Source organism: Ammoniphilus sp. YIM 78166 (assembly GCF_004522215.1).
Lineage (GTDB): Bacteria > Bacillota > Bacilli > Aneurinibacillales > RAOX-1 > YIM-78166.
The window spans coordinates 36,186-58,966 of sequence record NZ_SDLR01000003.1 but is presented as its reverse complement, the minus strand read 5'-3'; the positions used below and the strand labels follow the sequence as shown (position 1 = coordinate 58,966).

The following is a 22,781-nucleotide window of genomic DNA, read 5'->3' as shown; positions in this document are numbered from 1 at the left end:
AGAGGAAGATTCGGAAAGTTTATAAAACTGACCGGAATCTTTCCCTCTTTTTGCTGGAGAGACCTTGGTCCAAACCTAGACCGCTGCCCCGTTCAATACTTTACGAAATTCTTCCGTCAATAAGGGAACAACTTCAAACAGATCCCCAACAATCCCATAATCGGCTACTTGGAAAATAGGAGCTTCTGGATCTTTATTAATTGCAACAATAAACCTTGAGTTGGACATTCCCGCTAAGTGCTGGATGGCACCGGAGATGCCGCAAGCAATATATAAGTCAGGATTGACCACTTTGCCCGTCTGACCAATCTGCAGACTGTAATCGCAATAATCGGCATCGCAAGCTCCCCTAGAAGCGCCTACTGCTGCCCCTAGAACATCAGCCAATTCTTGAAGTGGCTTAAACCCTTCTGCGCTTTTAACGCCGCGACCGCCAGAGATAATCACTTTCGCTTCACTTAGATCCACGCCTGCAGCGGATTTTCTTACCACTTCAATCACTTTCGTACGTAAATCTTTTATTTCCGGGAGAAAAACATTAACATGAGTATCCGTCTGCTGCTCTATGACTTCAAAGTTATTAGGGCGCAATGTAGCAAATATCTTGCCATGGCAGAACTTCTTCTTTTGGAAGGCCTTACCGGAATAGATAGGACGACTGAGTACAACCGATCCATTCTCCTCATGAATTTCAATGCAATCGGAGACAAGACCTATTCCTAAGCGTCCAGCTACGCGGGGCGCCAAATCTCTCCCGATGGAGGTATGCCCCATTAATATCACATCTGGGTTAATTTCATGAACCAATTGGACAATAGCCTGTGTATAGGCATCTGTCGTATAGTTGACTAGTGCCTCTATTTGACAAGTATAAAGTCTATGCGCACCGTATTTGCTCAATTCCTCGACATGTTTTGAGGAAGAAGGGCCAAAAAGTGCCGCAACAACTTCCCCGCCATCAGCTAGCTTCCTCCCTACACTTAAGGCTTCGTGCGATATATTCCGGACTTTTTCGTCTTTAATCTCCGCTAGGATAAGCACCTTTCTACTCATCTGCTGTTTCCTCCTTATTAAATCACTTTGGCTTCGCTTCTGAGCATTTGAACCAGTGTTCTCACTTGTTCATTCTTGTCTCCAGTTAAGATTCGCCCCGCTTGCTTCTTTGCAGGCAAATATTGCTCTAGTACTGTCGTCTGAGACGACCTTTGCTCCTCTGTCAATGATAGTTCCTTCAGAGATACTCGCTTAAGCGGCTTTTTCTTCGCTTTCATGATTCCTGGAAGTGAGGGGTACCGGGGTTCGTTCAGCCCTTGCTGTGCGGTTGCGACGAAGGGCAGCGTAACTTCTAGAACCTCGATATCGCCTTCGACATCGCGTTGGACGGTAGCCTTTTGTTCCTCTATGGTTAGCTTGGTAATCGTAGACACATGAGAAATACCCAAGGCTTCCGCTACTCGGATTGCCACTTGACCTGACCCGGTATCCACAGCCATATTCCCGCCCAATACGAGATCGTAGGAGTGTTGCTTCATCTCAGCTGCGAAAATATGAGATAGCACATACTCGTCCGCTTCTTTACCATCATGCGGTTGTTCAATTAACACGGCTTTATCCGCTCCCATGGCCAGAGCCGTTCTTAAGGCATTCTCAGCACGTGGCGGTCCATAGGAGATTACTGTCACTTCCCCTCCGACCTCTTCCTTCCACTTGACTGCTTCTTCTATTGCGTATTCATCGTAAGGATTAATAATGAACTCCACGCCATCTTCTTGGATCTGACCGTTCTGAATGATAATCTTTTCTTCCGTATCGAATACTTGCTTCATAAGCACTACGATGTTCACAATAACCCTCCTCATAGCTTAATTACTTGATATTCCAGCCGATCCTGATGCGCTCTGCTTTCTCTTTCAGCCCAGAATAACAAGCCAATAACCAGGATCATTTCTAATGATAAACATATCCAAGCCCATGCATAACTCCCTGATAAGTCGATGATCCAGCCGAACAATGGCGGACCCAGAACTACGCCCAACGAACCGATAGCCAGGCTGAACCCGCTTGCTACCCCCGCAATTTCCCTAGGAACGGATTCTGCTGCAAAATTCATCCAAAGCCCATTAAAACCGGCAATACAAAATCCAAAAATGAAAATGAGAAGAATAAGCAGGAATAACGAGAAGCCTGGCGGGAGCATGCCAACGGCCAAGCTGCATAGAGCCGTGATGATAGAAATCAAGATTAGTACAAAGCTTCGATTCCCATGAAACCAACGGTCGCTGACCGTTCCCCAAACCACCCGGCCCAAGGTGCCCCCTAATTCGGATAGGACTAGGAATCCGCCAGCAAGGACAAGCGGATACCGAAGGATGTCAGAGGTATACAAAACCAAATAGGTCGTAAGGGATAATTGTGCCCCCGTCAACCCCATCGCCGCGATGCTGACCAAAACAAGAGGTTTATGTTTGAGAAGCTGGATTACCGTCGACTTAAACGCTGGTTTGGGTTTTTTTTGGCCTTCGCCCTCCGGCGCATCCCGATAAAAAAAATAGGAAAGAAATCCAACTCCAAAGAGCACGCAGGAAGCTAGAATGACAACCGGCTTCCATCCGATCATGACGGAAAGAGGGATGAGGAGGACGGCGGCCAGCATCGATCCGCCGGTCACTCCCATCTGCTTTATCCCCATTGCGGTTCCTGCCTGATTCCTAGGAAACCAGTGAATAATCCCGCGATTGGACGTTGGATGCATGGCGCCATACCCAAAGCCCCCAATAAAGACAAATACGAGAACGATAGCAAATGATGGAACGAGACTGACAACAATAAAGCCGATACTTACTAGAGAAGTTAAGATCAAAAGCATTTTTCGAGTACCTATCACATCCGCGTACCAACCGGCCGGTAGGCTGATCAAGGCCTGACCGGCAAATAGCGCAGCCGGCAATAGACCGATTTCCGCTTTTGACAGCTCAAAGCTTTCGCGTATGAACGGAGCCAGCGGACCAATGCTGCGCCCCACAAACGCAACGGTCAATTGAGCTAAAAGGAGCCACCCCAGCATGATCCATGGTGTTCTGCCCATCCTCCCCCTCCTTTCCTAGATTATAGACTCGGCCTTATAGCGTTCCAGATCGCTCAGGGTAAGTTGCAATAGCTCTCCGTAGATTTCCAGATTATGCTCCCCAAGCTGTGGCCCCCTCTTGTAATCTGGCTGGTCACCCAGCACCTTGATTGGGGTACCCAGCATTTTCACTTTTCCAAAGCGCTCATGCTCCACTTCCACGATCATGCCTCTTTCCCTAATCAAGGGTTCCTGCAACGCCTTTTCTACGGTATTGACCGGCGCAATCGGCACTTTTCCCCTCAAGCGCTCAAGCCACACTTCGGTGTCTTCTTTCTCAAATAACCGGATCAGTTCCGGGATCAGCAGCTCCTTATTCTCCAAGCGAGAAGAGAAATTTTTAAAGCGCAGATCTCTCGCGAGATGGGTTGCCCCTAGCACTTCACAGAGGATCGGGAAGAACTTCTCCTTGTTGCACATGACGACAATATGACCATTTTTGGTCGGGAACAATTGCGAAGGAACAAGTGTCGGATGAGAGGAAAGGCGGCTCCTCTCAGGCTTGTAGCCTTGATTCAAATGCCAAGTCGCCAAATAGTTGAGCTCCGAAAGAGCCGTATCAAACAAGCTCACGTCAATATCACAGCCCTTGCCCTGGATTCGGGACTGGAAGATGCCGATCATTAATCCCAGAGCTGCCATCATTCCGGTCGAGAAGTCAATGATGGAGATCCCATACTTCGTCGGCACACCTCCTGGTTCGCCCGTAAGGGACATATGTCCCAGCATGCCTTGAAGCAGATAATCGTATGCGGGTTCGCTTTTCATGGATCCGTAGGTGCCGAAACCGGATAAGGAGCAGGTGACAATTTGGGGATTGATCGCTTTGAGAGCCTGGTACGTGATCCCCAATTTCTCCGGCACGTCCCCTCGAAGGTTGTTGAACACGGCATCGGACTGCTTTACCAGCTCATGAAACAGCTCCTTGCCGGCGTCTGACTTCAGGTTTAACGAGATGCTTTTCTTATTGCGGTTAAAGGTTTGAAAAAACAGGCTATCTCCGTTTTCCGCATAAGGAATGACAAAGCGCGAGACCTCACCTTGGGTTCCTGGGTCTTCAATTTTGATCACTTCAGCTCCTAGATCGGCGAGATGTGAAGTGGCGAAAGGCCCTGCGCCATACTGCTCAATGGATAGAATTCGGACACCTTCCAATGGTCTCATCCGCTTACCTCCTTTTTAGTCGTTTCGATGGGTATAAGGTCTAGCGGCAAATTCTCTTTTGGGTACAAGCAGCTTTCTGCGGAAGAAAAGAACCTCCTCTTCGCGCTGATTGCTGATGATGGTTTCAACATAAACGATTCCCCGGTCGTGCTTGCTTTGGGTTTCCCATTTATCCAAGATTTCTGTACGACCATAGAGAGTATCGCCATGGAAGGTGGGGCCAAGATGCTTTACTTGTTCATACTCTAGCATTGCAATGGCTGCCCCGCTAATATCATTTACGGTCATCCCCACACCAACGGCAAACACCAAGGTTCCGTTCACCAAGTTCTTGCCAAATTGGCTATTTGAAGCATAGTGGGAATCGATATGCAGAGGATGCTGATTAAGAGCTAGCAAGCTGAATAGAGTGTCATCCGACGCATTAATTGTTCTTCCCGGCCAATGCTTAATGATATCGCCTACTTGAAAATCCTCATAAGTTCTTCCATACGGGGTATGAATCACTGCCATATTCGATCAGCCTCCCTTATTTGCGTGAATTAGATTTTATATTTTTCCACAAGCCCTTTACTGATGATTATTTTCTGCATTTCATTCGTTCCTTCCCCGATCAGCATCAGCGGAGAGTCCCGATAATAGCGTTCAACATCAAATTCCTTCGTATAGCCATATCCCCCGTGGATTCGCATCGCTTCCGCGGAGAGTTCAAACCCAGCTTCAGTAGCGAACAATTTAGCCATACCAGCTTCCAGGTCACAGCGCTCACCCCGCTGCAGCTTCTGCGCTGCATTAAGCGTCAGCAGTCTCGCTGCTTCCAGCTTCGTGCCCATCTCACCCAGCTTTAATTGAATGGCCTGATGCTCGCATATGGGTTTACCGAACGTCTTTCTTTCCTGCGCGTAACGAATGGAATCTTCAAAGGCAGCACGTGCCAAGCCGACTCCCCTGGCCGCTACATTCACTCTGCCCAGTTCCAAGCCACCCAGCACCTGCTTGAACCCTTTTCCTTCCTCACCGCCAATTAGCTGATTAGCCGAGATTTCATAATTATCAAACACAATCTCACAGGTTTTAACTCCTTTATACCCCAGCTTATCAATATCGCGCTGAACCTGGAATCCAGGATGCCCTTTCTGGGCAATGAAAAGGCTGATTCCTTTATACGGAGGCAACACTTCTGTATTGGTCTTGGCTGCAAGGATAAAGGTATTGCCAAATCGCGCATTGGTAATCCACATTTTGTTTCCGTTGACGATGTAGCGATCTCCATCCCGAACGGCCTTGGTACTCATGTTTTGCACATCGGTTCCCGCTTCGGCTTCAGATAGGGCCAAGCCGCCTCGGAATTCACCAGTAGCGAGTCTTGGGAGAAAATTCCTTTTTTGATCCTCGGTTCCGAATTTTTCAATAATGTAAGCCATAATCAGATGGCTATTGATAATACCGCTCACGCTCATCCAATGCCTCGTGATTTCTTCGATGACAAGAGCATAGGTTACATAATCCAGTCCAATGCCGCCATATTCTTCAGGAATCGTAAAGCCGAAAAATCCAAGTTCTTTCATCTTTTCTACAATCTCATGCGGATATTCGTCCCGATGATCCATTTCCCTAGCCACAGGAGCGATCTCCTTCCGGCAAAAATCACGAACCATGTCCAAAACCGTTTTTTGTTCCACATTCAATTCAAGCAGCGCCATCTCCATCCAGCCTCCTTAGAAAAGTCTCGTAATTTGTCCTACATCTTCATATCTCTCCAAATTTTGAACCGCATGTACAATTTCATCCTGCTGGGACTTCGAATAGACCGGCTCTGTTACGTAGTTGAATTTGGCGATGAGTTCATCCCAGGAAAGCGGGTTCTCGGGATCTCCCTTGGGGTATTCGATCGACCCGACAAAGGTTCCCTTTGTACTCACGATCTCCACTCGGGCCGGCCATTTCTTGGGAAATTCCAGATCCAACGTTGGATCATGATGGCAATATACCTTCTGCATCATCTCTTTTACTTGCGGTGCATCGACCGTTCCCTGATCATAGGCTTCCAGTAGTGTCTTTTGGTACAAAATGGCCACGGCAGCCCCATAGGGCATACTAAATTGTGCATCCACACTGGACTGTGGGTTTCTCTTCCCTTCAACCGGTTCACAGACGATAGGAAGAGCCGTTTGGACTAAATAAACATGTACCTGTTCAATATCCTCCGGTCGCAATTGATTCGCTTTCACGATATCTATTATTAAATCCATTGGCCCTTGCTTGTATCTACAGCAGGCATGAGCCTTGATGGAAGTGCCCATTACGACGTTATGTTCTGGGGAAAAGTCCGATTCCAAAAGAGAGAGGTCATAGTTGTCGGAATAAGCATGAGCCAAGCCCTTTTTCCCATCGATGATGGTAGAAGGTCCTGTAAATCCCGATTTGGCCAATTCCGTTGCCACCATCCCGCCATGGGCTGCCCATCCGGGATGCAAACGTTTGGTCCAAGCGCCCGTTTCTAGAAATTCCATGGAAGCCGAAGCTTGGCTGCCGGATATGCCGAACGCATGGGTTTGCTGCTCCTCGGATAAGTTCAATAGCTTCCCTGCAGCAGCCGCTGCACCAAAAAAGCCGCAAATCCCTGTCGGATGAAACCCTCTGTTATACATGCTGGTCGGATTCAGGGCCTTCCCTAAACGCCCCATGACCTCATATCCATAGATGACCGATTCTAGAAAGGCTTTACCCGATGCACCCTGCACTTCTCCAACGGCAAACGCAGTGGGAAGAACGGCGGCGGCGGGGTGGAGAGATCCTTCATTATAGGTATCATCCAACTCCAAGCTATGGGAAAAGGCTCCATTGGCAAGTGCAGCATATTGAGGGGAACAACGAAGTTCACGGATCCCCATGATAGTGCCTTTCCCTTCACCCCCCGCGCTTCTTATAAATTGAAGGATAGGATCGCTGGAGCTAAATCGGCTGCCGCGAGCAGCTAACCCTATATAATCGAGTGTGAGATATTTCGCGCGATCTAATAGCTCGTAAGGACTTTCTTCATAGCGAATCTTTGAGCTCAAATAAGATAAAAATTCAGCTGTTGTCATACCTTCCTCCCTTTCCTTTTTGTCTTTCCGCATTTTTATATTGCAAGTTAGATGCCAAGTTTTCCACTTTCTAATTACCCATTACTGTTTCAAAGTGTGTCAGACTCAATTTCTTTTTGGAACACTTTGAAACGCATTCAAAATCATTGTGAACCACAATTAAACAGGTGCTTATGGCATTATTTTTGCAACTAGTAATAGATAGAATAATTTCATTAGTATAGGAGGCTTCCCATGGATTCCCTTGTTTATCTTTTCGTTCCCGCAATTGATGAAAAAAAAATCGCGAAAGCTTTTCAATCTTCAGCGGATGCCGTAATTCTTGACTTGGAGGATGCGATTCGGGTTGAGGATAAAGCTAACGCGCGCAGAACCTTAGTACAGGCCTTGAAGAATCACTCTTCCTCAACCAAGAAAATCATCGTGCGGATCAATCCCATTGATACCCCCTGGTTTCACGAAGATTTGACCATTCTCACGCAAACCAAACCGGACGCTGTGATGCTGCCAAAATGCGAGAGTTGCAGTCATATCCAAACGATTGCCAGCGATATTCAAGATATAGAAATCATCCCTTTAATCGAGTCTGCGAGAGGCGTTTGGCATGCCTATGACATTCTTCAATCTAGCGAACAAGTGAAGAGACTAGCCTTCGGTTCGGTGGATTATGCGCTGGATATCGGTACGGAATGGAGTGAAGACGGAACCGAACGGCACTTTGCCATGAATCACCTCGTCTTGGCCTCGAGAACCGCGGGAGCTGACTCTCCGATTGATGCCGTATTTCCACAGTTGGACAATAAGCAGGCCTTTTTGTTTGATGGAGCCTATGGGAGGAAGATCGGATTCTATGGGAAATTGATCATTCATCCTAAACATATCAATTGGGTACGGGAAGTGTATAGGCCGAACGAAGAACAGATGGAATGGAGCAAAAGAATCGTAGAAGCTTTTGAGACTCGGACCGAAACGGGCGCCTTTTCCCTCGATGGGAAGTTGATTGATTTTCCCGTATATAAGCTTGCGAAAAAGATGGTAGAGATGGTTCGTTCACTTTGATTAACTAGAAAGCTATCGGTAGCAGTAAAATTAAATATATCGATAGGAAGAAAACATAAAACGAGGATTATCTGAGGGGGATATCTCTTTTGTCGGATCGTCGAGGCGAAAGCAAGGAGGAGGATTGAGATGAACATGGTTCCTTTTATCGCTTCATAAGTCTCAACAATAAAAAGAGATCGTCAGTGTTGGAACACTACCGGTCACGTACAACAGACGCTCCCCGTACGGGGTTCGGCTCAATGTCGAAGAAATAGACCTCGGAGCCCTCAGCTAGCTCGTAGGTGGTCTATTTCTTTTTGATCTCCAACGGCAAAGTGCTCATCGCTTTACCTTATAAAAGTGGAGAGTCTCCAACCTGAGTGGGTATCCCAGAAGTGGAACTTTTCGATAGACAAAGGTTTTCGAAGGTGAAATAGGCTTGCGGATAATCGCTGAGATTTAGGATGAGGGGAATGACTAGGGTGTATCGCTTTCTGCAGAGGCAGTCAAAAATATCCTTTATATTTGAGACTAATCTATGGGAGCTACCATGCGATCATGCCAGCCTGGGAGGAATGGAGTAGAGGAGTATATTTTGAGGTGATGTTTGTGTAGCATTTATCATGAAGGAATCTTTTTATCACTTTTGATGCTGGTGCTTAAGACCTTCAATATAACAAAGATTCCTGTCCTCCGAAAAAGAATAATAAACTTTGTAATTTCCCACTAGGATGATAACCATCTTATATTTCACCACGCTCAATGGCGTCAAGAATGTCATCCGTCAAGTAGAGATCCCCGTTTTCAATATCTTTTTTAGCATGTTGAATGATCTTTTTTAATTCCGGATCTGATTCTATTTCTTCCTGCACATCATTTTTTAATGGCCTGACTAAATACAACTTTCCGTCTAAGTCAATCACTGTATTCTCGTCCTGTTCCAGCCATTGTTTGAATACTTCTGCATCTGAACCAACGATCTTCTTACGAAAAACCATAGAATATCACCTCAATCCTAAATAATTTCTTCATTTTACCATTTTGTGAAAGGAATGCTGCGCGCTTTACTTTGTAAAAGTAGCCAGTCCCCCTACCAGAGGGGGTATCCCAGAAGCCGGGCACAACAAACGATGCATTTGATACTCTTGCTGAATGTCTAGCGGCTCCCCTTACTTCTGGGACGATTGCCACTCTCTATGGATTAACATAATTTGCATAATACTTTCAAGGTTTTCGTTATCCATTTACTTTACTTCCCCTATGCATTTCTGCTGACATCTTTTTCTCCACAAAAGTCCCCCGAATCCCATATGGTACTAAAGGCAGAGTACAATGGCACTCTGCCTTTTGTTGGTTTAACAAGAATGAACTTCGATTCGGAAAACCATACCCTTACTTAGTATATTCAATTAAAGAATCAATCATATAAAAAAGATGTGCTTGATTCGTTTGTTTATCTGTCGTAAGACTCATATCGCTGCTGTGATGCGTAATTTCTGAAATATCTAAAAATTGTTGTTGAGGTTATCGAAAAGCACTTTCGTGCTTTACCGTTGACAATAGTCTCACCCATTCATCTAGTACTTGGTGAAAGGATTTCAATAACTACTCCATTTGGATCCTTAATAAAAACATTAGTATACTCTCCTGCTTGACCACGTTGAGTTATCTTTATATTATTTTTTTCCGAAAGATAAGTCATAACCTCTTCTAAGTTATCTACTGCAAAAGCAAAATGTCCTAATCCTACAGGATTTTTCTCAGAGGAATTCGAAACTACCAATCTGTTTTCGCCCACTTTTAAATGGACTAGCTGAAGATCTTCTAGTTGAATCTTTCTTAATTCTTTAGCCTTAAATACTTGCTTATAGAACTGAATGGTACCTTCCACATCTTCGGTATAAATATGCACATGGTCTAAAATGAAATTTTTCATTTCGTTTCCTCCCTTATTGATATCTATCCGTTGCATATTTAAACTGGAGTCTAGCCGGGCGCTCATGGTTCTTGAATTTCCCCACGCTAATTTTTTGCCGACTATACAAACAGTTTTCTGAACGCAGCCACTACAGCATCTCCTACCTGAGTAGTTCCTGCCTTACCGCCAATGTCACTCGTCAAATAATGACCTTCCCGAAGAACATTAGAAACTGCTTCTTCAATTTTTCTACCAGCTTCTATTGCCTTATGATCTCGATGACGTTCCCCTAACCAATCTAACATCATAGAAGCCGAGAGAATCGTTGCCAAAGGATTGGCAATATCCTTACCTGCAATAGATGGTGCCGTCCCATGTGAGGATTGAAATAAAGCATGATTATCGCCAATGTCCCCAGAAGGTGCTAAGCCTAGTCCCCCTACCGTAGCAGAAGAAAGATCAGAGATAATATCAGCGAACATATTCTCTGCAACTACTACATCATAGTTGTGGGGGGTCATTACCTGGAACAGAGTCATTGCATCTACATAAGCATAATCTTTATGAATATCCGAATATGTAGAAGCCACTTCGTCATATACACTTCTAAAATAAGCGTAGGAACTTAATACATTCGATTTGTCAACACACGTGACTATGGACTTCCCATCGATAGGACGCCCCGTCCGTTTCTGAGCCAATTTAAACGCATAGTTGACGATCTTTTCAGTCCCTTCTCTCGTAATGATAATCGTATCTGTTGCTACATTTCCACGAACATTACACCCACCTGTACGTGAAGCATACAGCCCTTCAATATTTTCTCGAACAATGACATAATTGATTCCTTTCGAGACATCTCTCAGGGGACTAGTTACTCCTGGGTACAGTTTAACTGGTCTTACACCAGCATATAGATCGAGATCGAACCGAAGGCGAAAAATGACATCACCATTGACTTCTCTTCCATCCGGGTGACGTGCTTCAGGCAATCCAATAGCACCCATCAGCATGGCATCTGCTGCTTGACAGTGTTCAAATACACCTTCCGGCATCGTAACACCCGTTTTGAGGAAACGCTCCGCACCTGCATCAAATAGTTCTCTTTCAAATTTTATATCTCCGTATACGGATTCTACAGCATCAAGTACTTTCAAAGCTTGGTTTGTTACCTCAGGTCCAATTCCGTCTCCAGGCAATACTGCTATTTTATAATTACTCATTTATTTATTCTCCTCTCCAATTTTAAATTGAAACCGCTCTTGAAGAACCTCCCGTGGCGGAGATGCCAGGAACAAAACCGTTTGGATGTTTCCTCCTTATAGTTCTAGCTTAAATATCCGTTTGGGATTTTCATAGAATATCTGTTCTAATTCTCTCTCCGATAAACCGATAGAATGAAACTTGGCCAGTTCCACTGACAAATTGCTGGCGTGGTCTGAACCCATCAGTATCCGCTCAGCCCCGATCGTATTGACCATTTTCCGAACCGTATAGGTTGGACACCAGGAAGGCTCCAAAATAATATTTTCACAATATTTGGCAGCGACAACAGCTTCATCCGTATAAACTGCAAATCCAGCATGAGCGAGAATGAAGGTGACATCGGGATAGCGTTTGGCCGGATCAATGAGCAAAGACGGAAGGGAAAACGGATTTCCAATCCCGGTATGTACAATCACTGGAACCTTATGCTCAAGAGCCATTTCATAGATCTTGTCGCACCTAGGCGAAAGGGGTGAAATGTTATGACCCATCGGATGGAGTTTTAATGCAACAAAGCCATAATCGCTCAAACAAGCATTTACTTCGTTGCGGTAGCTGTCCTCATCAAGCCAAGGATCCGTGCTGCTCATGCCGAAAATCCTCCCTGGATAGCTTTGACTGGCACGATATATTCTTCGGTGCACCTCGCTAATATCTTCCAGCGTAGGCTGCGGCATAACAAGGCTAGCTTGAACTCCGTTCCAGTCCATAGCCCGAATGAGATCCTCTTCCGTGGTATCGACCCCGGAGAATTTGGAAACCCCTAAATGACAATGAGTATCGATAATCATCAACTTCCACCTAACCTCTCATATTTATTTGTTCAAATCTTAGTATCATGCCATACGCATTCCACATAAGAAGAAAAGCGATCGAGCTTCCACTGAAAAAGATGAGAAGCGCAGGATAAGAAAGATACAGGAAAAATAATAGGATACAACCGGCTAAACTAAATGCTGTTCGGATCGGATGATAAATAATCATCGAGCTAGCATAAACTAGGTATTGAGAGAAGGTGAATTCATAGTTTGCATATAAAGGAAAGAAATAAATCAGCATAAGGCACTGATAACCTAGAAAGCCGACTAGGATGTAGCTCATTACCTCGAAAGCCATACCGTCCATTGTTGAAAAGATTTGAGCATTCAAATACAGCAGATAGCCGATTAACGCTAATCCGCCCCCCAATAGATTGGCTCTCCAGAATTCCTTTTTGTAAATCCTCCAAAACTCTTTCCCATCCGATACTTCCTCCTCCTGCAGCCATTTTCGTATGACAGCAAACATGGCAATCGTTGAAGGCATTAATCCAAACAACCCTAGGCCCAATAGAGAGAACAAAAGCCATAGGATATTAAGCCAGGCAAGCTTAGCGACCCAGTCACAGATTCGGTTTGTTCCCTCTATCCAACTATTCATGCGGCATTCTCCTTTGTTTATCCTTTAACAGCCCCAGCAGCCATCCCTTTAATTAACCGTTCTTTAATAAATAGATAGAAGATGATCATCGGGGTGATTGCAAACATAATCGAAGCAGACATCATGCCATAATCGACTGTATATTCATCCTTCGCATAGGCCAATTGAACGGTAAGTGTGCGGAAATCCGGAATGATGATAAAGGCTTGAATATAATCGTTCCAAATGCTGACGAAGGCTAGAATTAAGACTGTTACAATCGCGTTTTGTGAAAGTGGGATAATAATCTTTAGGAAAATCTTCCAAGTGCTGCAACCGTCAATGATCGCTGCCTCTTCTAATTCCTTTGGAATGGCCCGCATGAACGTCACCATCAAGAAGATAGCTATGGGCATCTGCTCTACCACGTAGGCAAATACGATCGGATACTTTTGTCCAAGGAAGCCCAGTTGGTTGTAAAGCTTGAACAGCATCGGCAAGATCGTGATGGTTGGTACGAATACGGCTAGCGAGAAAAAGATGTAGATATAGCCTGCTGCTTTAAATTTGAAGCGGGATATCGCGAAAGCTGTTGGCAAGACAACGGCGATCAAAAGACATAAGCTAACGACGGTAATGCTTAATGAATGCCAAAAAGATAAAGGAATGTTAGATTTAGTAATCACGTTGATATAGTTTGTTAAGTCAAAGGCTTCTGGAATGAGAGTGATCTTTGTAAAGATCTGACTGTTGTTTCGGAAAGAATTACTAAATACCCATAGGATAGGAAAGATCGTTAATACAGAAAAGCCAATCAAAAATGCATACTTTAAAGTTGCGAATAGGATTGGCTTGATCGCGCTCTCCTTTTGATGAACCACCAGGTACTGTTTTTCCTTTTCAACAATTTGTTCCACTTGAAATACCTCCCTTCAGGGTTAATGAGTTCCGAAGTTTGTCAATTTGCGGAAGACCAGCACGACAGATAGGGTAAATATAAAGATGCTGAACGCGATAGCGGTTCCATACCCAAATTGGAAAGCAGTAAATATCGTATCGTACATGTAAGTAGCAGGAACCTGGGTAGACGTTCCCGGTCCGCCTTGCGTCATGATAAATACATAATCAAAGCTTTTCATAGCTCCATTAATCGCTAGGATAATGCAGATTTGCAGAACTGGCCATATGAGCGGAACCGTAATCCGAGTAAACAGTGTCCATGCATTGGCTCCATCTATGACTGCGGATTCATAGATTTCCTCGGGGATATTTTTGATGCCTGCTAACAGGATGATAAAGAAGTAGCCGATCGTGTGAAAAATAGGCACAGCCAGAACCGCATAGAAGGCGGTATTCTGATCTCCCAGCCAAGCGCGCGTCAGTCCCTCCAAGCCAATCGCCGATAGGATCCAGTTAAAGATGCCAATATCCTTGTCATACATGAGCGTAAACATCAGACAGAGCGCAGCTGAAGAGATCACGACAGGCATGAAGTAGACACCTGTGAAAAACTTAGAGCCCCGTATAGCTTTACGTAAAATATTAGCTAAAATTAGTGCCATCCCAACCTTGAATAAAATCGCCATAAACGCCCATATCAGCACTCTTCCAATCCCGTTTGTAAACAGTTCATCTGTCACCAATTGAAAGTAGTTGGCTATTCCGATAAAGGTTGGTTCCCCAAAGCCATCCCATTTGAAAAGGCTGTAGTAAAAAGTTTGGGCAAAAGGTAGGACAAAAAAGAGGCTATAAATGCAAAAGGCAGGCAGCATATAAAACAGGATCGACTTTCGGAACTTCAATTCACCCAACGCAACCGACTCCTTTCTTTGTAAAAAAGTGCCCATACTCGTGAAGGGTATGAGCACTTTTCATCGAACTCTTAGACTGGATTATCCTTCATAGAAAATATCATGCATCTTTTTAACGAACTCTTCTGGCGTGTACTTACCATTCAAGAACTCAGCAAGCATTGGCTCCCACTTCTTTCTCTTCTCTGGCTGCATGACTTTTGGAATCCATACATTTCCTTTCACGCTGAGCGCGAGAGCTTGAGCTTCAGATGCTATCGGACCAAGCTTTGATCCATCAATTTCCACTCCAAGCGTTGGAATCGGCTGCTTTTGATCTTCCGCATATTTCTTGGCCGATTCACGACTAACCAAACGCTTTAATAGTTCTTCAACGTGCGGGCGCTTATCAGGGTCGTCCCATGCTTTGGCGCTGGAATAGAACAAAGTAGTTAAATCCTTTTCAATGCGCGTTTCGGTTTGAGCTCCCCCTGGAATGATCGGGAAATGAATGACTTGGAATTTATCTTCCATCGCTTTATCGATTGAAGAAGTTCTAAAGGAACCGTCAATGACAAGTGCAGCTTTACCGGTATTAATATACTTGGCATACAAAGCATCATATTCAATGGCGATGGAATCTTCCGGAATGTTGCCCACTACTAGCTTTTGCAGATCTTTGGCTGCTGCTACTACTTCCGGAATATCGATCGGTTCCTTACCCGCAAACATATTTAAGGCTCGGTCATTCGTTAAGTGAGCGCTAAACACATAGTCGAACAATCTTACCCCGTGATCTCCTTTAATCGTTGCTCCCCAAGGGATAATGCCTTTTCCTTTAAGCTGGTCCATCGCCGTAAGCATCTCATCCCAAGTTTCTGGAATCTTTACTCCTGCACTCTCGAATACTTCCTTATTCGCTAAAATGTGAATATAAAACATCAGCAACGGAATCCCCCGAACTTTCCCATCAACCGTTGCCGTATTCCATGCGGTTTCATCAAATAATCCCTTGATGTCCGGTTGGTTAGCAAACTCGGTTAAGTCAGCAATCAATCCTGCTGCTATCATCTTATCCAAGCCGTAAGCTGGATCCGGACGCCAGTATTGAAAGAAGTCTGGTAATCTTCCACTCGTGGCATCCAATTGGATTTTCGTTTGTAAATCGTAATTCGGTGCTTGTTCCACCTTAATTTTGACATGGGGATTTTCCTTCATATACTGGTCAAATACTGCGCTGATAACAGGAAGGGCCGTTTGCTCTGTCTGATTCGTTGCAAAGCGAAGTTCAACCGGCTTTCCCTCTTTTTTCGGTTCCTCTTTCTTGTTTTCCGTTGTTTGCTCGCCAGATGTGCTTGGAGTCGTCCCTTGAGTCTGTGTTGAACCGCCGCAACCCATGCTCACTAAGCCCAACATGGATACAACCAGCATGGAAGATAGCCACTTTCGAATTTTTTTCATAAATGGAAAGCCCCCCCTTTTATTCTTCTAAGTGCACGACTTGATTTTGTCTAGCAGATTCATAGCACGCATATACCACTCGAACGGTCTTTAAGTATTCCGGTCCCGAGGATTCATATGAGATTCCTTTCAGCAAACCATCGATAAAGTGCTGCTGTGTAGCAATGGCGCAACCGCCTTTCCAGCCAGGGGGGATAGTGTAAGCGTGTTCTTTTTCCAATCCTCCTCGCGGAGTATAATAAATTCGGCCATCCTGCTCTAATCGGAGTTTTCCTTCCGTACCTTCCAGGGTCATCCAACCATAGGCCGGTGAACGAACTTCTTCCATATAAGTAGTCCGATTCGCATCATAGATCCCTGTCATCCCGTTACGAAAATCAAAATGTATGATGGCTAGATCCTCTCCCGCGACAACCGAGTTAATCTTGCGAATTTGGCAGTACACACTTCGGATTTCCCCAAACAAATAGCGGAATGTATCAATCCAATGAACACCTGTTTCATAGATTAAAAACTGCTTCATATCTTTAAAAAAGGGCTGTACCGGGTAAGGGTCGTTTCCCCATCCATCTCCCGGACGCATTGCAAAGTAAGTATGATAGACTTTCCCCAGCATCCCTTGATCAATCATGTTCTTTATCTCCCGATACCAGCCCTGCCAGCGCCAATTCTCGTTGATCATCAACGGGACCTTTCTGTCCAGGCAGTATTGGACCAGCGCTTCGCTTTCTTCTAGACTGGGGGCAACAGGTTTTTGGCAAAGAACAGGGATTCCCCTGTCCGCCGAAAGTATTGTATAATGAAGATGTACATCTGGCGGTGTACAAACATCTACGAAGTCCGGCTGGATATCTAGGATCATCTGGTCAAAGTCGTCATAGACCTGTAATCCGTATTTTTGCGCCAGGACTTCGGCATTTTTTTTTGTGCGGCTTAAGATCCCTTTCATTTCCGCCCCTTGGACTGATTGCCAGGCCTCCAGCTGAATATCAGCAAAGTGGCCGGCGCCCAAGATGACTCCTTTTAATTTTTGGCCCATGTCCCCTCTTCACCTCAATTTTTTACGGTCGTTTCCACTCCCGTAATTTCCTTCATTTTTGTAAAGAAAGATTTTTTCAGTTCCGTATTCAGACCCCACTGCACTGGTGGACATTGATAGCCGTCGCGATAATTGCTATCGCCCGGATCGAAATACCCCCATGATACATACTGCTGAACGGAAAGAACAAGATGGTTCTCTTCCTGGTCAAAGTCGAAATGATCGTCCTCATTGTTCAGGATCGGCTGTCCACGATATGCCTTCTTTTCGCGCAGGATTTTTATTTGCTGAGGCACCCATAGTACGTTGCTGCCGTTGCCGTGAATCAGGAGGAAATCGGATACCTCAATCACATTGTCGGTTGGAACCTGGCGACCGCTAAAACTTGTTCCTACTAGCAATGGGTTCTCCGGTCGAAGTGCCTTGCCTGTAATTTGAGCTAGTTCAATCAGTTCGTGTATGCGCGGAGCCAAGATAATGGAATGCTTATAGACAATGTCGCATTCGTTAGCGATTTCGATAATGACGTTCGTATACCCCTTTTGAAGTACCCATGTTGTCGCATTCACTACAGCTTGCTTGACAGCTCGTTCGTTTCCGAGGCGGATATCCTGCCCAAAGTAGAAGTAGCCGAGAATGACCACCATCCCTAGCTCATCTGCACAGTCGATGATCCGCTCCAAGCGATCCATGTACTCCGAATCCAACGTTCCATCCGACAAAAAAGCCGAATTGTGCCAAGGCTGAGTCTTGGAATATCCTTCTGGACTTCCCCCCTGCAGATTAATCGTGAAGGCCAGAATCCCGTGCTCTTTCCACGTCGGCATGGCCTCAATAAACTCGCGTGTATTGCGCTCCGGATCCCATACACCGGTGTCGGGATAAGCCCACCTTCCAACCGTATCAGGATTCTTATCATCAAAAATCCCTTGCACCATGCGCGTATTCATGAGCAGCCCTTCAATCCGGTGACCTTGCCAGTACCTACCCTTGTACGTCAGTTCACCGTTGATGAGAAATTGGTTGCCTTGAATAGAAACCATCGTATTTCTTTGCTTCACGTTTATCCTCCTAATATTCAAAAAATTATTGTCAAAGTTAACTTACTTAACAGCTGCTCCCACCCCTGTAATCTCCTTCAGCTTGTTAAAAAAGCCCTGTTTTCGTTCGGTATTTATCCCCCATTGCACGGGCGGACATTGATAGCCATCGCAGTAGTTGCTTTCACCTGGATCGAAATAGCCCCAGGAAACGCCATGCTGAACGGATATTTTGAGATGGTTTTTCTCTTGCTCAAAGTCGAAATGATCATCCTCGTTATTGACGATCGGCTGTCCTCGATAGGAACTTCTGTCTTTCACTAACTGAATTTGTTGAGGCATCCAGTTGACGTCACTGACGTTTCCATGGATCAGCACATAATCCGAGCACTCCATCACGTTATCCGTCGGAGTTTGGAATACGAAGCTTGCTCCTGTCAATAGAGGCTGAATCGGCCGGACCGCACGGCTCATCATTTGCACTAACTCTATTAGCTCATGGATTCGTTCAGCTTTTATGATTGGCTGTGTGTACTTGCCGTTATCGCATTCGTTCGCAATCTCTACCAATACGTTCGTATAACCCTTCTCTAATATCCATGCTGTTGCATTTGCAGTGGCTTGTTTAACAGCTCGTTCACTTTCCAATCGGTTGTCTTGTCCAAAGTAAAAGTACCCCAGGATCACGACCATGCCCAATTCATCAGCTTTGTCCATGATTCGCTCCAAACGGCCCATGTATGCCGGATCCAATGTTCCATCAGGAAGAAAAGCGGAATTGTACCAAGGCTGAGTCTTGGAGTATCCTTCCGGACTTCCTCCCTGCAGGTTGATGGTAAAAGCTAAAATCCCGTGCTCCTTCCAAAGCGGCATCTGCTCAATAAACTCACGCGTGTTCCGTTCGGGATCCCACACTCCTGTATCCGGGTAGACCCACCTTCCCACAGTATCTTGGTTTCGATCGTCAAAGATCCCCTGTACCATACGCGTGTTCATCAATAAGCCTTCAATACGATTTCCTTCCCAATACCTTTCTTTATACGTCAGTTCTCCATTGATCAAGAATCGATCTCCTTGGATAGAGACGATGGTGTTTCTCCTTTTCATAGAACCTCCTTTAATTTTTCAAAGATTTATATCGATGAAGAAATTTCTTCATGACATATTACTTGTAGAGATGATATTTCCCTGACCTGATAACGCTAGCTGATTTTCGAAGATGTTCACAAATAAGTTGTTCTGCCAGATCTCCGTTTCTTGCCTCCAAAGCATCAATTATCTTCATATGTTCGTCATACGTTTCTGCTGGATCCCTGTACAAGCCTTGAATTTGGCTAGTAGCAATAATCTTTTGGGACTCAATTGTCTTTCTCAGCATTTCGTCATCAGCTATTTCCACAATCATATTGTGGAATTTAACGTCCGCATGATAATACGCTTCAGCCTGATGTTTATCAATCTGCTTATACGCATCTTGGAATAAGGCTCTCATGTAGGCAATATCTGCCTTGGTAATGTTCAGAACCGCGAGTCTGCAGGCTAGCCCTTCTAGAACAGCCCGTATTTCAAAAATTGATAGCATGTCCTGAAGTGTAAACTCTTTGACATACCAGCCTTTTGTCGTTCGCACTAATAAACCTTCCACTTCTAACTCTCCTATTGCTTTTCGGAGAGGGGTTCTGCTTACGCCTAAAACTTGTGCCAGTTGATTCTGTACAATCAGATCACCGGGCTTTAATTCCTGATTGACAATCATTTCCTTAACTTTCGTGTATACGGTTTCATCGAGCGTTTCGTATGATCTTAGTAACATAGACTTTCCCTCCTTTCTTATATATCTGATAGGCGAGTAATCACCTATGTTTAACTGATGTATTCATCAGGAACGCTGTATACAGCGTGTACTATGTATTTATAGTAAATCTTTCACCAATTTTTGTCAATACTGAAAATAGGAATTATTCAAAATCTTATAACAAATACTATTGTATTCTACCAATAAGCTATTCTCTGTTCTTACAGAATACCTTGTATACATAAAAAGAGGCTATAGTAATATGGAGGAACCTTCCAGTCCAGGAAACAAGCTTAAGACTTATAAAATCCGGCAAATAGCTTTCGCTACCTGCCGGATCATTTCTGCTTATGCTCTACACCCTATTGACATAGAGCCCTTCAAATAACCGAATCCGATCGTTATCCTTTTTTGGAGGTTGCTTTGATTGTAACGTCAATTTTGAATTCCCGAGAACCGTCAAGTACAATTTTCAACCTGTAGGAGCCGGCTGCAAGGCCTTTGGTATCCATATTGAAAACGTACTGATGATCCTCCGCGCTGAATTTGAAGGTATGGCCCGTATTGGCTTTGCCACTGGAGATTGCCGGTTGGTATGCTCCGACCGTACCCGAAACAACTGGCGCATAATACAATTCTGCTTTTGCACTGCCAACATGTTGGCCGTTAATATCCTTCAAGGCAAATTTGACCGGTATGACACTGCCCGAGTTAACGGTGTTTTCCTGATCCATCTTGAGCGGAGCCCTAACGCCGTCGAAAATGTATCCGTATACGCGGTTGCCGTCTTCATCGCGGCCCCATTTGGAGAACCATTCTTTCCATATCCGCCACGCGTCCGGAACGGTGTTGTTGTGCTCGCGCCCATAGGCGGTTGTGTCGTTGAACATAGGAATGCCGCTTTCGTCGTACCAGGTGGATGTTACAAACTTATTCCCCGGGTATTCGGGGGTGTTAGGATAAATCAGGTACTGGATAGGGTTATTGTATCTCGCCGGCAGATCGAACGGATCGGTGATGACGGCATCTTCTTCTTTGAAATGATTTCGTTTAAGCCATTGGGCCCTGTTAGTAGCGTAAGGTACGGTATCATACTCGCCGTAAATCGTGTACATCGGAACAGGGGGCGCGCCCTCCGCGAAGGTTCGGGTCACACCGGCCATTATAGCGTAAGCTGTGAACAGATCAGGATCCCTTTCGGAAAGGTAGTTCACCATACCGCCGCCCTGGGAGTGCCCGAGGGCGAAGAGCCTTTTCTGGTCGAAGTATTCGCCGTATTTGGCGTTCACTTGATTCATCACAGCCAAAACGAATTGATATTCATCCTCGCCGATGCGCCACGTTGTGGTCACGCCGTTTGGTGACGTGTGTTCACTGGGCATAACAACGCTGAAGCCATACGTATCGGCCAACTCAACATACTGGCTAGCCTCGAAAAACTGGAAGGCGTTATTTCCATTGCCTCCGAACGCGTAAAGCACGGGGGCGCCATTAGGATAAAGCTTCTTGTCCTTCACTTTCTCGGGCACATAGACGATGTATTGGCGTTTGAAATCTTTACCGCCCTCTTCCTTGGTCCAGAAATCCACAATTTCGATTCCAAGCTTTTTGTGGTCGGGCCGGAATCCCAGCGCGTTGCTCCAGGCCGAGCTGTTCGTGTAACGCGTGTATACTGCGAGAGCATCGTATACTTCCTGCGTAACTTTCGGGTCAACGTAGTCGACCTGATCGTCCAGCACCGCAACCCGCGAAACCACATTACTGTACGCAGTGGCTATAGCCTTGGAGTTCACTTTGTTCTGGAAGAAGATATCGCTTCCCAGCGGGCCGGCGCCTTCTTTCACGCTCCCGTCGCTCTCGTTCGCGGACTTCCAGTAATCGATCGCGCCTTGCGGCGTATGGCTTCCAAAGAAGTAGGTGGGAACCGGGATGTCCTTCTTCTGTACGCTCTCGAAGGTAGCCTCCACCGGCGTTGCGGAGGTCGCCGCCTTTTGCCCGTCATGGACGTAATATTTTTCTCCCGCGGCCATAAGCGCGTCTGCATCGATGGACGAATCAAAATAGGCCTGACTGATCACAAACAGGGGATTCTCGGCGGTCCATTGCTGAAGGATGTCTCCGCCGTCACCGTAACCGGCCAGATAGAATTCATTGTAGATGGAATACCACTTGCGGGCTGAAGTATAGCCGTCCAGCATATAATCCACATAGGCCCGCTCCTCCGCGTAGGAGCCCCACTTATCGCCGTTCGGCAGCAGGATCATCAGGCAGAGTCGATTGGCTTTGGCAATATCGATCCACCCGCTGTCCACCAGAAATTCCTCGACATCTGTTTCGCTCGGCAGCGCAAGCGTTAGAAAGTAATTGCGCACATAGGAGCCTTCCGGGATATAGAACCTCGCCTTCCGGCCGGCAGCAGCGCCGTCCGTAAAACTTTCCTCAAAGTAGCCGGTGTAGGGAAGATAATTCCCTCTCGCCGCCCTCTCGTCCACGTCCGTTGGGGGGGGAAGCTGGTTGGCGTTCTGCATCGACGCTTTAAGATCTGCTGCGGTGATGTTGCCGTCGTTGGCAAAAGACAAAGAGCTGCTCATAGGAAGGATCATGACCATCACGATTAACAGAGTCAGTATCCGGGTTGAAATTTTCTTCATTTATA

At 45.6% G+C, this 22,781-nt stretch carries 21 protein-coding genes; 1 reads left to right on the top strand and 20 read right to left on the bottom strand.

What is annotated here, in order from left to right; genetic code table 11:
* Nucleotides 1–75 precede the first annotated feature (75 nt).
* From EIZ58_RS11765 to EIZ58_RS11735, 7 genes are read right to left on the bottom strand one after another with little or no spacing between them, the layout of a single operon-like run.
* On the bottom strand, nt 76–1,053 hold the full coding sequence (locus tag EIZ58_RS11765; RefSeq protein WP_134701026.1) for an electron transfer flavoprotein subunit alpha/FixB family protein: 978 nt from the start codon (nt 1,051–1,053) through the stop codon (nt 76–78).
* A gap of 17 nt (nt 1,054–1,070) precedes the next feature.
* Complete coding sequence (locus tag EIZ58_RS11760; protein ID WP_134701025.1) at nt 1,071–1,844, bottom strand: electron transfer flavoprotein subunit beta/FixA family protein; 774 nt, start codon at nt 1,842–1,844, stop codon at nt 1,071–1,073.
* A gap of 11 nt (nt 1,845–1,855) precedes the next feature.
* Nucleotides 1,856–3,085, bottom strand: a complete 1,230-nt coding sequence (locus tag EIZ58_RS11755) for an MFS transporter (protein WP_134701024.1) — start codon at nt 3,083–3,085, stop codon at nt 1,856–1,858.
* A gap of 15 nt (nt 3,086–3,100) precedes the next feature.
* A complete protein-coding gene (locus tag EIZ58_RS11750) occupies nt 3,101–4,288 on the bottom strand; it encodes a CaiB/BaiF CoA transferase family protein (protein WP_134701023.1) in 1,188 nt (395 codons plus the stop codon).
* 15 nt (nt 4,289–4,303) lie between these two features.
* Nucleotides 4,304–4,801 (bottom strand): MaoC family dehydratase, encoded by a 498-nt coding sequence (locus tag EIZ58_RS11745; RefSeq protein ID WP_134701022.1) that lies wholly within the window; start codon nt 4,799–4,801, stop codon nt 4,304–4,306.
* A gap of 29 nt (nt 4,802–4,830) precedes the next feature.
* Entirely contained in the window at nt 4,831–5,991 is a 1,161-nt protein-coding gene (locus EIZ58_RS11740) for an acyl-CoA dehydrogenase family protein (RefSeq protein WP_134701021.1), read from the bottom strand.
* A 15-nt stretch (nt 5,992–6,006) separates the two neighbouring features.
* Nucleotides 6,007–7,377, bottom strand: a complete 1,371-nt coding sequence (locus EIZ58_RS11735; protein WP_167577633.1) for an MmgE/PrpD family protein — start codon at nt 7,375–7,377, stop codon at nt 6,007–6,009.
* A 234-nt stretch (nt 7,378–7,611) separates the two neighbouring features.
* On the opposite strand from EIZ58_RS11735, the gene EIZ58_RS11730 reads away from it, so the two are divergent.
* On the top strand, nt 7,612–8,436 hold the full coding sequence (locus tag EIZ58_RS11730; RefSeq protein WP_134701019.1) for an HpcH/HpaI aldolase/citrate lyase family protein: 825 nt from the start codon (nt 7,612–7,614) through the stop codon (nt 8,434–8,436).
* 725 nt (nt 8,437–9,161) lie between these two features.
* Here EIZ58_RS11730 and EIZ58_RS11725 read toward each other — a convergent pair.
* From EIZ58_RS11725 to EIZ58_RS11665, 13 genes are all read right to left on the bottom strand, one after another.
* Complete coding sequence (locus EIZ58_RS11725) at nt 9,162–9,416, bottom strand: hypothetical protein (protein ID WP_134701018.1); 255 nt, start codon at nt 9,414–9,416, stop codon at nt 9,162–9,164.
* Between the two features lie 575 nt (nt 9,417–9,991).
* A complete protein-coding gene (locus EIZ58_RS11720) occupies nt 9,992–10,354 on the bottom strand; it encodes a VOC family protein (protein ID WP_167577632.1) in 363 nt (120 codons plus the stop codon).
* A gap of 101 nt (nt 10,355–10,455) precedes the next feature.
* The gene (locus tag EIZ58_RS11715; RefSeq protein ID WP_134701016.1) at nt 10,456–11,559 is read right to left on the bottom strand and encodes an isocitrate/isopropylmalate dehydrogenase family protein; all 1,104 of its coding nucleotides are present in this window, start codon (nt 11,557–11,559) and stop codon (nt 10,456–10,458) included.
* A 96-nt stretch (nt 11,560–11,655) separates the two neighbouring features.
* Complete coding sequence (locus EIZ58_RS11710; RefSeq protein ID WP_134701015.1) at nt 11,656–12,393, bottom strand: amidohydrolase family protein; 738 nt, start codon at nt 12,391–12,393, stop codon at nt 11,656–11,658.
* Nucleotides 12,394–12,403: 10 nt separating this feature from the next.
* The gene (locus EIZ58_RS11705; protein WP_134701014.1) at nt 12,404–13,021 is read right to left on the bottom strand and encodes a YesL family protein; all 618 of its coding nucleotides are present in this window, start codon (nt 13,019–13,021) and stop codon (nt 12,404–12,406) included.
* Between the two features lie 17 nt (nt 13,022–13,038).
* Complete coding sequence (locus EIZ58_RS11700) at nt 13,039–13,917, bottom strand: carbohydrate ABC transporter permease (RefSeq protein ID WP_134701013.1); 879 nt, start codon at nt 13,915–13,917, stop codon at nt 13,039–13,041.
* A gap of 21 nt (nt 13,918–13,938) precedes the next feature.
* A complete protein-coding gene (locus EIZ58_RS11695; protein ID WP_167577631.1) occupies nt 13,939–14,811 on the bottom strand; it encodes a carbohydrate ABC transporter permease in 873 nt (290 codons plus the stop codon).
* 81 nt (nt 14,812–14,892) lie between these two features.
* Entirely contained in the window at nt 14,893–16,251 is a 1,359-nt protein-coding gene (locus tag EIZ58_RS11690) for an ABC transporter substrate-binding protein (RefSeq protein ID WP_134701011.1), read from the bottom strand.
* Nucleotides 16,252–16,270: 19 nt separating this feature from the next.
* Entirely contained in the window at nt 16,271–17,290 is a 1,020-nt protein-coding gene (locus tag EIZ58_RS11685; RefSeq protein WP_134701010.1) for a Gfo/Idh/MocA family protein, read from the bottom strand.
* 14 nt (nt 17,291–17,304) lie between these two features.
* Nucleotides 17,305–18,351, bottom strand: a complete 1,047-nt coding sequence (locus tag EIZ58_RS11680; RefSeq protein ID WP_205672172.1) for a glycoside hydrolase family protein — start codon at nt 18,349–18,351, stop codon at nt 17,305–17,307.
* 42 nt (nt 18,352–18,393) lie between these two features.
* A complete protein-coding gene (locus EIZ58_RS11675) occupies nt 18,394–19,437 on the bottom strand; it encodes a glycoside hydrolase family protein (protein WP_134701009.1) in 1,044 nt (347 codons plus the stop codon).
* A 58-nt stretch (nt 19,438–19,495) separates the two neighbouring features.
* Nucleotides 19,496–20,143, bottom strand: a complete 648-nt coding sequence (locus EIZ58_RS11670; protein ID WP_134701008.1) for a GntR family transcriptional regulator — start codon at nt 20,141–20,143, stop codon at nt 19,496–19,498.
* A 383-nt stretch (nt 20,144–20,526) separates the two neighbouring features.
* Nucleotides 20,527–22,776 carry a PxKF domain-containing protein gene (locus EIZ58_RS11665; RefSeq protein WP_134701007.1) on the bottom strand — a complete coding sequence of 750 codons (2,250 nt, stop codon included), beginning with the start codon at nt 22,774–22,776 and terminating at the stop codon, nt 20,527–20,529.
* Nucleotides 22,777–22,781 lie beyond the last annotated feature (5 nt).

Bases quoted from the DNA above. Each gene is read 5' to 3' on its own strand.
- EIZ58_RS11710 (WP_134701015.1), bottom strand. From the start codon at position 12,393: ATGATTATCGATACTCATTGTCATTTAGGGGTTTCCAAATTCTCCGGG.
- EIZ58_RS11665 (WP_134701007.1), bottom strand. From the start codon at position 22,776: ATGAAGAAAATTTCAACCCGGATACTGACTCTGTTAATCGTGATGGTC.
- EIZ58_RS11675 (WP_134701009.1), bottom strand. From the start codon at position 19,437: ATGAAAAGGAGAAACACCATCGTCTCTATCCAAGGAGATCGATTCTTG.
- EIZ58_RS11740 (WP_134701021.1), bottom strand. From the start codon at position 5,991: ATGGCGCTGCTTGAATTGAATGTGGAACAAAAAACGGTTTTGGACATG.
- EIZ58_RS11720 (WP_167577632.1), bottom strand. From the start codon at position 10,354: ATGAAAAATTTCATTTTAGACCATGTGCATATTTATACCGAAGATGTG.
- EIZ58_RS11725 (WP_134701018.1), bottom strand. From the start codon at position 9,416: ATGGTTTTTCGTAAGAAGATCGTTGGTTCAGATGCAGAAGTATTCAAA.
- EIZ58_RS11765 (WP_134701026.1), bottom strand. From the start codon at position 1,053: ATGAGTAGAAAGGTGCTTATCCTAGCGGAGATTAAAGACGAAAAAGTC.
- EIZ58_RS11685 (WP_134701010.1), bottom strand. From the start codon at position 17,290: ATGGGCCAAAAATTAAAAGGAGTCATCTTGGGCGCCGGCCACTTTGCT.
- EIZ58_RS11690 (WP_134701011.1), bottom strand. From the start codon at position 16,251: ATGAAAAAAATTCGAAAGTGGCTATCTTCCATGCTGGTTGTATCCATG.
- EIZ58_RS11705 (WP_134701014.1), bottom strand. From the start codon at position 13,021: ATGAATAGTTGGATAGAGGGAACAAACCGAATCTGTGACTGGGTCGCT.
- EIZ58_RS11735 (WP_167577633.1), bottom strand. From the start codon at position 7,377: ATGACAACAGCTGAATTTTTATCTTATTTGAGCTCAAAGATTCGCTAT.
- EIZ58_RS11715 (WP_134701016.1), bottom strand. From the start codon at position 11,559: ATGAGTAATTATAAAATAGCAGTATTGCCTGGAGACGGAATTGGACCT.
- EIZ58_RS11730 (WP_134701019.1), top strand. From the start codon at position 7,612: ATGGATTCCCTTGTTTATCTTTTCGTTCCCGCAATTGATGAAAAAAAA.
- EIZ58_RS11745 (WP_134701022.1), bottom strand. From the start codon at position 4,801: ATGGCAGTGATTCATACCCCGTATGGAAGAACTTATGAGGATTTTCAA.
- EIZ58_RS11670 (WP_134701008.1), bottom strand. From the start codon at position 20,143: ATGTTACTAAGATCATACGAAACGCTCGATGAAACCGTATACACGAAA.
- EIZ58_RS11755 (WP_134701024.1), bottom strand. From the start codon at position 3,085: ATGGGCAGAACACCATGGATCATGCTGGGGTGGCTCCTTTTAGCTCAA.
- EIZ58_RS11750 (WP_134701023.1), bottom strand. From the start codon at position 4,288: ATGAGACCATTGGAAGGTGTCCGAATTCTATCCATTGAGCAGTATGGC.